The following is a 13,379-nucleotide window of genomic DNA, read 5'->3' as shown; positions in this document are numbered from 1 at the left end:
GCCCATCGGGCCGGCGTGAGCGAACGCCGCTCGGCGTGCGCGCGCCGATGAAGTGAGATAGACGTCTCTCGGTGAGCGAGTCGCGTCGGCACGGAGCGGCACGCGGGAGAGCCGCCAGGGGAGCGCACGTGCGCCGATCGTTCGTCCGGACGGGACGCGGACTTCGCCGTGCGCCGGCGGCGTGGCTCGTGGCGGGTCTCGCGGCCATCCTCCTGGTCGCCGGCACCGTCGCCGGCCCGGGCGCACAGCCTGCGGCCGCGGACCCGGCCGACTGCACGCCGCTCGCCGGGTTCACGAACTGTCGCATGTTCACGTTCACGAACCCCGGCGCGAACCAGACCTTCCGTGTCCCTCCTGGGGTGACGGAGGTCGACGCTCGGCTGTGGGGAGCGGGCGGCGGCGGTGCTGCGAGCACGCACGACGCCGCGACGCCGGGAGGCGGTGCTGGAGCGTTCGTCGCCGGCGTGGCCCCGGCCACGGGCGGGGAGACGTGGAACATCACGATCGGATGGGGTGGATACAACACCAACCCGGACCTGTCGCCGTTCGGGAACGGCGGCGTGGGCGGCGCGGTCCTCGGCGGCATCCCGCACGGTTCTACAGGTGGCGGACTCGGGGCGCTGTGGACCGGCGAACCGTTCGCGTCCGAGCCGCTGCTGGTGGCCGGCGCAGGCGGGGGTGCGGCCAGCGGGTCGACGGGCGGTGGTGGGGGCGGCGGCGCGGCCGGCGCCAGCGGTCAGCCGGGCCAGGGCGGCGTTGGAAACGCCGGCGGAGGCAGCCCGTCGGAGGGCGGTGCGGGCGCGCCGTCGCCGGGCTGCGCCGTCGTGGCGACGGCGGGATCCGCCTACGCCGGCGGCAGCGGCGCCGGCGGTGGCGAGTACCAGGCTGGCGGTGGCGGAGGTGCCGGGAGGTTCGGCGGCGGAGGCGGTGGCTGTGGCGCGTCCAACGGGACGGGCGGCGGCGGGTCGTCCTACATCGCGCCGACGGTGACGGCGCCCCGTTCCGAGGCCGGAGCGAGCGGCGCCGCTCCCGGCGTGAACGCGCAGCCCGGAGGGATGGGCGACCCGGTGTACGGCTACGCCGCGAACGTCGGGATCGGTGGCATGACGAACGCCCTCGGCCAGGCCGGCGGCGCCGGCTTCCTCGTCCTGCAGTGGGTGATGCCGGCCCCGGTCATCACGGCACCGGCCGACGGGACGACGTCGAGCGAGCAGTCGCCGACGATCACCGGCACGGCGGGGCCGGGGAACACCGTCACCGTCACCGACGGCGCCGGAGGGCCGACGGTGTGCACCGCCGTGGCCGCGGCCGACGGCACGTGGACGTGCACGCCGACGACGCCGCTCGCCGAGGGCTCGCACCCGCTCGTCGCCACGCAGACCAACGACTTCGCCGACGTCTACCCCGCGAGCGAGACGGTCACGTACGTCGTCGACGTCACCCCGCCTGCCGCGCCGGCCATCACCGGCCCGGCGACGTCGACGAACACGAGCACCGCCGTCAGCGGCACCGGCGAGGCCGGCAGCAGCGTCACGGTGCGCACCACGGCCGGCACGGTGGTGTGCGGCCCGGTCACCGTGCCGAGCTCCGGCTCGTGGTCGTGCACGCCGACGAGCCCACTGGCGCTCGGTGGGAACCCGCTGATCCCGACGGCCACGGACGCCTACGACAACGCGGTCTCAGGTCCGACGTACACCGTCACGATCGTCGAGCCGCCGCCGCCCCCGCCCGCGCCGCCCCCGCCGGTGACCCCGTCCGCGCCTCCCGCCCCGGCGCCGGCAGTGCCGCCCGTGCCTCGTCCGCGCCCGACGACCGAACCGGAGGTGACGCCGTCGCCGTCGCCCCCGCCCGTCGTCGAGCCGGCTGAACCCGACGAGCCGGAGGAACCGGAGCCGGAGCCGGCCGACCCCGACCCGGCGGGTCGCCCGCTCACGATGAACGTGCAGATGCGGGCGGGCGAGCTCCAGCGCGGGCAGGTGGGGCGCTTCGACACCACGCTCGGCCCGAACCCGTCGTCCGGCCCGGTCACGCTGACCCTCAGCGGGAGCGTCAACAAGGGCTTCATCTACCGGTCCGTGCAGGTCGACCCGGAGGCCGAGTGTGCGGTGCGCACCACGGAGTTCGCGTGCGTCATCACCCTCGATCCCGGTGCGACGGCGCAGGTGACGATCCGGCTGCTCGCGGACGAGCTGAACGCCCCGAACCAGGCACGGCAGCAGCTCAGCGTCTCCTCGAGCGACCCGTCCATGGACACGTCGACCACCGTGACTGCCGACGTCGAGCACGTCACCGACACGGAGGCGTTCGCGGCGGCGATCACGTCGACGCCCGGGCCGTACCTCCTGCTGCTCGTCCTGCTGCTGTACGCGCTCGCGGCCACGGTCGCCGAGAAGCGCGAGTCCGGAACGTCAGAACCGAGGGAGACACGATGACCCAGCAGGTGGACGAGATGGTGCCCGACGACGTCGTGGCCGCGGAGCGTCGTCGGCGTCGCAAGAACCCGGCCCCGCGCATCCTCGCCGTCGTCGGGGCTCTCCTGGTGGTCTACTACGCGGTCGTCGCGTTCTCGGGTGCGCTCAACGTGACGACGGAGGTGCCCATCCAGGGTGAGCAGCCGGTGACGGGCGAGGACTACCTGACGCTCCAGATGAAGACGGAGGACGTCGACCTCACGAACCGGGTCCTGAGCGCCAACATCCTGCCCATCCCGCACGGCGACTTCGTGGGCGACCGCGCCGGCGAGATGTCCGAGAACCTCCGCATCGAGATCGTCTCCGGCGGGATGACGACGTCGGTGGTCACCTACCCGGGCGAGTCGATCGTCGACCCGACGACGGTCACGCTGGTGCTGGACCGCGGGGACACGTTCTACCCCTGGGACCGACCCTTCTCCGACTTCCGGGTCAGCGTGCAGGACGACGAGACGGGCGAGAACGTGCCGTTCGAGCTGACGATCGAGAACTCGGCCCGTCCGTGGGTGATGAGCGCGACGCTGGGCGAGGTCACCACGGAGAACGGGATCGACACGCTGCCGGTGACTCTGGACGGCAACCGCGACGCGCTCAGCGTGACCCTGGTGGTGTTCTACCTGCTGGCGATCCTGCTGACGACGCTCATGGCCGTGGTGACGATCGGGAGCGCGCTGCTGAAGAAGAAGCTCGAGTTCTCGAACGTCATCTGGCTCTCGGCCACGATGCTGTCCTTCCCGGCCCTGCGATCGGCGATGCCCGGGGCGCCACCGATCGGGACCGCACTCGACTTCATCGTGCTCTTCCCGTGCATCTGCATCGTCGCCGCGATGCTGGTGTGGACCGGCGCGCACCTGCTGTGGCGCGAGTCGAAGATCCTGAGGGGCCGCGAGCTCGACGACGACGACGCGGCCGCGTCGGCGGCGGCGGGAGCCGCAGCCTCGGACGACTGAGCGGAACTCTGAGGCGCGTCCTCGCCGTCGAGTGCGGGATCTGTGCCCGCGACCCGCCGGTGAGAGCGCGAGGGATCAGGCACTCGGCGGGAGAGGACCGACCGGACGCGGCCGCGCCGATGAGATTCGACGAACTTCGGCGGTGATGTCGAGGACGCCGCGGCGGCTCCGTTCTACTCTCGACGGTGCCGCACAGGGCACCCCGTGAAGAAGCGAGGAAGACCATGACGAAGTACCTGCTGGGTGTGACGTTCGAGTCCGGCCCCGACACCACGCCGATGGAGGAGTGGACCCCCGAGGAGATCCAGGCCCACCTGGACTACTACGGGACCCTGACGGAGGAGCTCGTCGCGAGCGGTGAGCTCGTCAGCGGCACCCTGCTCACCGGGCCCGACCTGGCGCGCACGGTCCGGTCGGACGGCGTAGCGGCACCCGTGGTGACGGACGGCCCGTTCGGCGAGTTCAAGGAGTGGCTCGCCGGGTACCAGATCGTGGACGTGGAGTCCGAGGAGCGCGCGATCGAGATCGCGGCGAAGGTGTCGGCGGTTCCCGGCCGCGGCGGGATCGCGACGCAGCAGCCCGTCCACGTGCGGCGGATCATGGACGACGGCCCGTCGGACGCGGACGAGATGACCCACTACGCGACCACCGGCGAACCGCGCTGACGCCCGACGCCGTCGTCGACGACCTGCTGCGCGAGCTCGCGCCGCAGGTCGTCGGCGCGCTCACGCGTCGGTACGGCGACTTCGACGCCGCCGAGGACGCCGTGCAGGAGGCGCTCCTGGTGGCGGCGCAGCGGTGGCCCGAGGACGGCGTGCCGGAGCACCCCCGGGCGTGGCTCGTGCGGACGGCGACCCGGCGGATGGTCGACGCCTGGAGGAGCGAGTCGTCACGACGACGCCGCGAGCTCGCCGCCCTCATGGCCGAACCGGTCGGCGGCACCGCCCCGAGTGCCGACGACTCGCTCGTCCTCCTCTACCTGTGCGCTCACCCGGCGCTCACGCCGGCATCGGCGATCGCGCTCACGCTGCGCGCCGTCGGCGGGTTGTCGACGGCGGAGATCGCCGCCGCGTTCTTCGTGCCCGAGGCCACGATGGCGCAACGCATCAGCCGCGCGAAGGCGCGGATCGCGGCGTCGGGCGTGGGCTTCACCATGCCGGAACCCGCCGAGCGCACCGAACGGCAGCGGGCCGTGCTGCACGTGCTCTACCTCATGTTCACCGAGGGGCACACGAGCGCCGGCGGCGGGGAGCTCAACCGCGTGGAGCTGTCGGAGGAAGCGATCCGGCTCACCCGGCTGGCGCTCGCGGCCGGCGACGGCGACGCCGACCAGCGGGAGGTCGGGGCGTTGCTCGCGCTCATGCTCCTGACCGATGCGCGGCGACCCGCCCGCACCGACGACGCCGGCGACATCGTGCCGATGGCCCAGCAGGACCGCCGGCGGTGGAACCACTCCCGCATCGCCGAGGGACTGGCTCTCCTGGAGCGGGCGGCCGCCGAGCCGGGGCCACCGGGGGAGTACGAGCTGCAGGCCGAGATCGCCGCGATCCACGCCCGGGCCGCCCGCCCCGAGGACACCGACTGGCCTCGGATCCTCGACGTCTACGAGGCGCTCGAGGAGATGACCGGCAGCGGCGTCGTGACCCTCAACCGCGCCGTCGCCGCTGCGATGGCTCACGGCCCCGCCGCGGGCCTGGCGGTGCTCGACGCCGCCGCACCGGCCGTCGCCCAGCTGGCCCGCTACGACGTCGTCCGCGGGCATCTGCTCGAACGTGCGGGCCGCGTCACGGAGGCGCGGGAGGCGTTCCGGAGCGCTGCGTCGCACGCGACGAATGCTGCGGAGCGGCGGTACCTCGTGGCGCACCTCGCGGGCCTCGGGGAGGCAGCGACGTAGGACGGCGGCCTCGTCGACGGCGCCACCGGGCGGTCCTTGAACGTTCACGTGCGAGGCCTGGCGCCTGAGAGGCCCGTCTTATACGTTTCCTCCGTGATCCGTGCGACCCGACGCCGCGCAGCGGCCCCCGCCGTGCTCGTGACGCTCCTCGCCGCGGTGCTGGCCCTCGCGCCGTCGGCGGCCGTCGCCGCGACGACGGCGGGCTGGGCGTCGTGGCAGCCGCTCGCCGGGTCGGCCGGTGCGTTCACGACGACGATGCAGCTCCCCGCGGGCGGCTTCCCCGCGGCGACCGTCACGACGGACTCGCGCGGCGGGCAGGTCGGCGTGCAGTCCGGGGCGAGCATCTGGATGAGCGCCGCGACGCCGCCGGGGGCCGTGTACGGCTCGAGCCAGAACCAGTCCTATCTCAACCTGCGGCCGCGCGCGGACAACGCGACGTCGCCGTCGACCACCACCTACACCTTCGAGCGGCCGACGCCGGCCGGCGGGTGGTCGTTCGTGCTGGGCGACATCGACGCCGACCGCGCGGTGGTCATCGCCCGCGGCGAGGACGGACAGCTCCTCACCGGCGCCGAGCTGGGCTGGCAGGGCGGGTTCAACTACTGCGCGACCACGCCGAGCCCGGCATGCACGGGCAGCGCCGCCGACGTCGCCACGTTCGACCCGGTGTCCGGCGAGGTCCTCGGCAACGCGGCCGGGCTCGACACGTCCGGCGCCGCCGGCTGGTTCTCCCCGACCGTGCCGATCACGAGCCTGACGGTCTTCTTCTTCCAGCGGTCGGGCTTCCCGGTCTACCAGACGTGGTTCGCCTCGCTGGCGCGGGACATCACCGGGACCGTGACGCACGACGTCGACGGGCCGCTGGGCGGCGCCACGCTCACGCTGTTCGGCCCGGACGGCACGCAGCTCGCGACCACGACGTCGGCCGCCGACGGCACCTACTCGTTCCCCGGCTACGCCGCGGCGGACGGGTACACCGTCGAGGTGACCGCACCGCCGGCACCACCTGGACATCCCGGGTACTTCTCCTTGGCTCCCACGATCCTGCCGGCGGACCTGTCGACCACGGATGCCACAGGCATCGACTTCGGCATCCGCGACATCGTGCCCATCGCCGTCAGCGGTGCGGTCCTGACGACCGACGGCGAGCCGGTTCCGGGCGTCACGGTGACGCTCACCCCGGTCGGCGGGGGCGACCCGTTCACGGCGGTCACGGACTCGCAGGGGCGGTACGTCGTCGACGACGTCCCGTGGGACCTCGTGGGTGGGCAGCCGCAGGAGTACGAGTTCTCGCTCGGTGACCTGCCGCCGGGATTCACCGAGGTCTCCGCTCCGCCGAACATCACGGTGGAGGTCGGTCAGGAGGAGCCGAGCACGGGGAACGACTTCGTGGTCCAGGCGCCGGCCTCGGTGTCCGGCACGGTGACGGCCGGCGGCTCCGGCGTGCCGGGCGCCGTCGTGACGATCACCGGCCCGGGCGGCACGTTCACGACGCCGACCGCCGCGGACGGCACGTACTCCTTCGGCGACCTGCCGCCCGGCGACTACACGGTGACGCTCGAGGTGCCGTTCGGCTACACGGCCGACGGCCCCACGGAGCAGCAGGTCACCGTCGAGACCGAGGATGTGACCGACGTCGACTTCGCCGTCCAGAAGCCGGGCGCCGTCGGCGGGACGGTGACCGACGACGAGGGCAACCCGATCGCGGGCGCGACCGTCACGGTGAGCGGCCCGGACGGTGACGTCGCGCTGACCACCGACGACGCCGGCAGCTACTTCCTCGACCAGCTCCCGCAGGGCGAGTACACGATCACGCTCACCGTGCCGGACGGGTACACGGGCGACGTCACGGAGCTCACCACCACGATCACGGCGGCCGGCGAGAGTCGGCTCGACCAGGACTTCGTCGTGGCCGCCGACGAGCCGCCGCTCACGGTCCCGGCGGGCGGCACCGTCACGGACACCGACGGCAACCCGGTGCCGGGCGCGGAGGTCACGGTCCGGGACTCGGGCGGTGCCGTCGTCGGGACGGTGACCACCGGTGACGACGGCACCTGGGGGCTCGAGCTGCCGCCCGGCGCGGGCTACACGGCCGAGGTCACCCCGCCCGAGGGGTACGAGGTCGACGGCGAGCCGGTGCTCACGTTCGACGTCGCGGAGACCGCCGTCGCCGGACTCGACTTCGTGCTGCAGGCCGTGACGGCGCCGACCCCGACCCCGACGCCGGGTGATCCCGGCCCGGGTTCGCCCGGGCCGGGCACGCCGCCGGGCCGGCTGCCGGCGACCGGGGCCGATGCCGACGCGCTCGCTCTCACGGCCGCGCTGCTGGCTGCGGCGGGCTGCGCTCTCGTCGCCGCCGGCCGACGACGCGGCACGCACGCCCGGGCACGCTGAGCGCGACGCGCGCCGGCCGGCACGGTTGCCTCGGTTGGTGCGCTCCTGGACACTCGGCGTTCGGGAGGTTCCGCACGTGAGATCACGAACGCGCACTGCGCAGCGCACGCTCCGACGTCGGACGTGGGCAGCGTTCGGTCTGGGCGCATGCCTGGCGGTCGCGGGCTACGTCCCGGTCTCGGCCGTCCTGAGCCCGCTGGCCCCGGCGAGCGCCGACCCGGCACCGGAGTGCCCGGGCGACGGCGAGATGCCGAACGGCGGGAGCGTCCCGATCTTCACGGACAACGCGGTGGCCGTGTACGTCGGGGGCGACTTCCACGCCGTGCCCGACGCCGCGGAGTCCGAGGGGCTCATGGTCGTGCACGGGGATGCGACGTTCGACCGCCCCGGGCTGTTCGACATCGGCGTGGTCGGAGCCGGCTCGGGGATCGTTCCCGAACCCGGGTCCACGATGCTCGCGGTCGGCGGTGACATGACGCTGGGCGGGCAGTCCTCCGTCGACGTCGGCCCCCTGGTCACGGGCGGTGGGGCGGTGCACGTCGGCGGTGCGGTGTCGGGCGAGGAACGGTTGACCACCAACGGCGGCGGACTGACCCAGAACATGGGCCCGGCCGCCCTCCTCCCGTACGACCCGACGTCGTTCCCCGCAGACATGGTCACGGCGTCGACGACGCTTGCCGCCGAGGCGGTGACCGGAACCGCCGTCGCCGCGGCGCCCACTCTGACGTTCACGTCCACCGACCCGACGGCGACCCTGCAGGTGTTCGAGGTCGATGCCGCCGACCTCGCGGGCATCTCCGGCCTGGCGTTCGACGGCTTCCCCGACGGCGCCTCGATCGTCGTCAACGTCACGGGCGGCCCCGTCACCGGCTTCGCGCCGTTGGACATCCGCAAGGACGGCGTGCGCGTGGACGCGTTCGGCTTCCCCGGCTTCGGCGACTTCGCCTCGAGCCTGCTGTGGAACTTCACGGGCACGACCACCGTCGACATCGCCGGGTCCAGCCAGTTCATGGGCTCGATCCTCGGGCCGAATGTCGACCTCACCACGGAGACCAGCACGAACGGGCGCGTCTACGTCGGCGGCGACTACACGATGGCCGGCACGGGCACCGAGCACCACAACTTCCCGTGGAACTTCGCGTTCCCGTGCGACCCGACGCCCGGGGCCACACCGCTCGGCTCCGTGGAGATCACCAAGGACGTGGCGGACGGCACCCCGTTCGAGAACCTGCACTTCACCGGCGGGATCCGGTGCGTGACTGCCGACGGGGCGATCTTCACGACCAGGTGGGGAGTGACCGTGGGCGCGGTCGACCTGCACTCGAGCCTGCCGATCGGCGCGGAGTGCGAGATCTTCGAGAACCTCGCCGCCGTCACCCAGGAGGTCGACGGCGAGCTTCTGCCGGTCGACCTGGCGGGGATGGAATGGGCGAACCCGGTGATCACCGTCGACGGCGTCGTCACCAGCACCTTCACCGTCACCGACGCCGGTCAGATCATCGAGCTGAACCTCGCGAACACGTTGCTCGGCACGTTCGACGTGACGAAGGTCGTCGACGGGCCGGACGGCGGCTACGTGGGCGACCGGGACTTCGACGTCGACTGGACGTGCTCCGCCGACGCCTACGTGGACGGCGATCCCGCGGACCCCGCGGTGAGCGACGGCACGATCGGCGTCGCCGACGGCGTCACCGGCGGTCCCGTTGCTGGGGGCGGCGAGGCGTGGTTCCCGGTGGGAACGACGTGCGACCTCAGCGAGGACCTGGTCGAGGAGGACGGCGACTTCGCGGACGAGGGGTTCCGGTGGGACGGCGTCACCATCGGTCCGGCCGGGGTCACGATCGGGGCGGACGAGGCGAGCCCGACGGCCGTGACCGTCACGAACACGTACGTGAGCACGCTCGGGGGTTTCACCGTCGCGAAGGTGGTGGCCGGTGACGCCGCGTCGCTCGTGCCGCCGGGGACGACGTTCACCGTCAGCTTCTCCTACGACGCGGGCGCCGGCCCCGTCACGGGCGAGCTCGAGGTGCCGGCCGACGGGACGCCGGTCATCGGTCCGGACGACCTGCCGGAGGGCACCGTCGTGACGTTCGAGGAGATCACCCTCCCCGACGTCGCCGGCGTCACCTGGGGCACCGCGGCGATCACCGTCGACGGGGAGCTGACGAACACGCTCACGGTCGGCGCCGGGGCGACGGGCGCCGTCGTCGTCACGAACACGGCAAGCACCACGCCGGCCCCCACGCCCTCGCCGACAGATCCCGGCCCGGGGCCCGGACCCGGCGGCGAGCTGCCGGGTACGGGATCCGACGTCGGGCCGCTGCCCGGGGTCGCGCTCGCGCTGCTCGTCGCCGGCACGCTCGCCGCCGCGATCGCCCGACGGCGAGGCCGCGCGGGAGGTTGATCCATGGTGTGAGATGTGGCCATGACAGCCACCTCGTCCGGCCCATCGCCGGAGACGCCCTCGGCGATCCCACAGCCACCTCCGCCGTTCGAGGGCACGATCGGCAGGACCTACGTGGAGTCCGAGGCCGCCTGGCCGCGGATCCCGACGGCGCCCGAGGGCGCCCCGAACATCGTCGTCATCCTGCTCGACGACGTCGGCTTCGGTCAGACGTCGACGTTCGGCGGGCTGATCCCGACCCCGAACCTGGACAAGCTCGCGAGCGAGGGGCTGCGCTACAACCGCTTCCACACCACGGCGATCTGCGGCCCGTCACGGGCCGCGCTGCTGACCGGGCGCAACCACCACGACACCGGCAACGGGTTCCTCATGGAGTGGGCCACGGGGTTCCCGAGCTACACGACCATGATCCCGAGGACGACCGCGACGGTGGCCGAGGTCCTCAAGGACAACGGCTACTCGACCTGGTGGTTCGGGAAGAACCACAACACGCCTGACTGGGAGACGAGCGTCGCCGGACCGTTCGACCGGTGGCCGACGGGGATGGGTTTCGAGTACTTCTACGGCTTCAACGCGGGCGAGACCCACCAGTACTACCCGGTGCTGTTCGAGAACACGACTCCGGTGGAACCGGACAAGGGGCCCGACGAGGGCTACCACTTCATGACCGACATGACCGACCGGGCGATCTCACGCATGCGGTACGCGACGTCGGTCGCGCCGGACAAGCCGTTCTTCATGTACTTCGCACCGGGTGCGATGCACGCGCCGCACCACGTCACGAAGGAGTGGCGCGACCGCTTCACGGGCGCGTTCGACATGGGGTGGGAGAAGTACCGCGACGTGGTGTTCGCGAACCAGAAGAGGATGGGCATCGTCCCGCCCGACGCCGAGCTGACTCCGCGTCCCGACTGGGTGGCGGAGTGGGACTCGCTCAGCGAGCAGCAGAAGAGGGTCTACTGCGCGCTGTTCGAGAACTATGCCGGGTACTTCGCGTTCACGGACCACGAGGTGGGGCGGCTCCTCGACGCGATCAAGGAGCTGCCCGACGCCGAGAACACCCTCGTGCTCTACATCGTGGGCGACAACGGGGCGTCGTCGGAGGGCGGTCCCGATGGCACCCTCGACGAGATCAAGAACCTGAGCGGGATCCTGCCGTCGATCGAGGAGATCCTGGCGGACCTCGACAAGCTCGGCGGACCCGAGACGGAGCCGCACTACCCGCTCGGCTGGGCGTGGGCGGGCAACACCCCGTTCCAGTGGGTGAAGCAGGTCGCCTCGCACCTCGGCGGCTCGCGCAACCCGATGGTGGTGAGCTGGCCCGCTCGGGTGTCCCACGACCCGGTGCCCCGCGACCCGTTCCTGCACCTCGTCGACGTCGCGCCGACGCTGTACGAGGCCGCCGGCGTCACGATGCCGGACACGGTGAACGGGATCGAGCAGATGCCCCTCGCGGGCCGGTCGTTCCTCCCGAGCCTGACCGACCCGGGATTCGAGGGCCGCGGCGAGCAGTACTTCGAGATCCTCAGCAACCGATCGATCTACTCCGACGGCTGGAAGGCCAACGCTCAGCACACGCTGCCGTGGCGGCAGGACATCGCACCCGGTAATTGGGACCAGGACCGCTGGGAGCTGTACCACCTGGAGCAGGACTTCTCGGAGGCGAAGGACCTGGCCGAGGCGATGCCCGAGAAGCTCGAGGAGATGAAGCACAGGTTCGACGAGGCCGCGGAGAAGTACCACGTCTACCCGCTGGACGATCGCGGAGTCGCTCGCGCGCTGATCCCGAAGCCGACGGCGCCCGGGTCGGACCCTGAGGCGCTCGACTTCACGTTCTACGCCGGCGCCACGCGCCTGCCCGAGACGGCGGCGCCGTCGATGAAGAACCGCAGCTGGAAGCTCGCCGCACGTGTCACGATGGAGGGCGCGGCGACGAACGGCGTCATCATGGCGATCGGCGGCGTCGCGGGCGGGATGTCGCTGTACCTGAAGGACGGCGTACCGATCTTCGACTACAACTACTACGGCGAGCACACGACGGTGCGGGCGGCGCAACCGCTGCCGGCCGGTGACGCCGTAGTCGGCGTGGAGTTCGCCTATGACGGCGGCGGCATCGGCAAGGGGGCGGACGTCACGCTCACCGTCGACGGCGCACCGGTCGGATCCGGGCGCGCCGAGAGGACGGTGTTCGCACGGTTCGGCGTCGACACGTTCGGCATCGGCGAGGACACCGGCCAGCCGGTGACGACCGACTACCGTCCGCCGTTCCGGTTCACCGGGACGATCGACCGCGTCGACATCCAGCTGGAGCCGGTTGAGCTCGCGCCGCACGACGCCGCGAAGGTCCACGAGACGGAGCTCCGGGCGGTGCAGCGGCGGGAGTAGCGGGGTCTCCTCAGCCGCGCGCGGCCGCGGCTCGCGCGGCCAGCGACCCGCCCGTGAGGAAGTCCGCCCAGGTGCGGGTGCCGTCCGCGTGGTCGGGCGTGAGGTTGGCCCCGTCGCGGATCGACGCCGCCGCGGCGCCCGGGAGCCGCACGGGGAGCAGCACGCGGCGCAGTCCGCGAGCGTCGAGGTACTGGCGCAGGAGCTCCTTCATCGGGAGCACCTCGGGTCCTCCGATCTCGACGTAGCCGCGGTGCGGCTCGCCGTCGACCAACGCGACGAGGCGCGCCGCGACGTCGTCGGCCTCGACCGGCTGGAACCGCATCCGGGTGAGCGACGGAACGACCGGCGACTTCACGAGGAAGCCCGCTGCCGTGGCGATGAGGTCGTGGAACTGGGTGGCGCGAAGCGTCGTCCAGGCGGCTCCCGACCCCTCGACGGCGAGCTCGCCGTGGCGCATCTCGTCGAAGTAGCCGAACGACTGGCGGTCGAACCGGCTGCGCACCCGGACCCGTTCCGCGCCGACGACCGACAGGTGGACGAGGTGCCGCACGCCCGCCGCCGCGGCGGACCGGGCGAGCGTGCGTGCGACCTGCTCGTGGATGCCGTTCGCACCGGCGCAGTTGATGACGGAGCCGACGCCGTCGAGCGCTGCGGCCACGCCGTCGCCGGTGGTGAGGTCGCCCGTCACGTACGTGACGCCGTCGGCCCGGGGCCTTGCCGAACGGGTGAGCACGCGCACGTCGCGACCCGCCTCGCGCAGTCGCGCCACGACGAGGCGGCCGGCCGTGCCGGTGCCGCCGGTGACCAGGATCGGGTCCATGTCGTTCCTCCCTCGGGCGCCGTTCGGCGCCCTCTGCCAGGTGGACGGCGCAGGTCCCCAG

At 72.7% G+C, this 13,379-nt stretch carries 8 protein-coding genes; 7 read left to right on the top strand and 1 reads right to left on the bottom strand.

The window, feature by feature from the left end; translation table 11 throughout:
* The first annotated feature begins 128 nt into the window (after positions 1-128).
* The 7 genes from BCAV_RS22575 to BCAV_RS20680 all read left to right on the top strand — a co-directional run bounded on the left by BCAV_RS22575 (position 129) and on the right by BCAV_RS20680 (position 12,498).
* Positions 129-2,432, top strand: coding sequence for an Ig-like domain-containing protein (locus BCAV_RS22575; protein ID WP_043347657.1), 2,304 nt, complete (start codon positions 129-131; stop codon positions 2,430-2,432).
* Positions 2,429-3,421, top strand: a complete 993-nt coding sequence (locus tag BCAV_RS20705; protein ID WP_015884590.1) for a DUF4436 family protein — start codon at positions 2,429-2,431, stop codon at positions 3,419-3,421. Before BCAV_RS22575 ends, BCAV_RS20705 begins: the two co-directional genes overlap by 4 nt.
* 224 nt (positions 3,422-3,645) lie before the next feature.
* Positions 3,646-4,086, top strand: a complete 441-nt coding sequence (locus BCAV_RS20700) for a YciI family protein (RefSeq protein WP_015884589.1) — start codon at positions 3,646-3,648, stop codon at positions 4,084-4,086.
* Complete coding sequence (locus tag BCAV_RS20695; protein WP_043350959.1) at positions 4,083-5,315, top strand: RNA polymerase sigma factor; 1,233 nt, start codon at positions 4,083-4,085, stop codon at positions 5,313-5,315. The genes BCAV_RS20700 and BCAV_RS20695 overlap by 4 nt, the downstream gene beginning before the upstream one ends.
* A 93-nt stretch (positions 5,316-5,408) precedes the next feature.
* Positions 5,409-7,709 (top strand): MSCRAMM family protein, encoded by a 2,301-nt coding sequence (locus BCAV_RS20690; RefSeq protein ID WP_245528902.1) that lies wholly within the window; start codon positions 5,409-5,411, stop codon positions 7,707-7,709.
* Between the two features lie 76 nt (positions 7,710-7,785).
* Positions 7,786-10,113 carry a choice-of-anchor A family protein gene (locus tag BCAV_RS21930; RefSeq protein WP_015884587.1) on the top strand — a complete coding sequence of 776 codons (2,328 nt, stop codon included), beginning with the start codon at positions 7,786-7,788 and terminating at the stop codon, positions 10,111-10,113.
* 21 nt (positions 10,114-10,134) lie between these two features.
* Complete coding sequence (locus BCAV_RS20680; protein ID WP_083770119.1) at positions 10,135-12,498, top strand: arylsulfatase; 2,364 nt, start codon at positions 10,135-10,137, stop codon at positions 12,496-12,498.
* 10 nt (positions 12,499-12,508) lie between these two features.
* Here BCAV_RS20680 and BCAV_RS20675 read toward each other — a convergent pair whose 3' ends face one another.
* A complete protein-coding gene (locus BCAV_RS20675; RefSeq protein WP_015884585.1) occupies positions 12,509-13,318 on the bottom strand; it encodes an SDR family oxidoreductase in 810 nt (269 codons plus the stop codon).
* Positions 13,319-13,379: the final 61 nt, after the last annotated feature.

It is taken from the genome of Beutenbergia cavernae DSM 12333, from assembly GCF_000023105.1.
Taxonomy (GTDB): Bacteria; Actinomycetota; Actinomycetes; order Actinomycetales; family Beutenbergiaceae; genus Beutenbergia; species Beutenbergia cavernae.
Note: the sequence above shows the minus strand (reverse complement) of the source record. Positions and strands in the feature narration are given on the sequence as shown.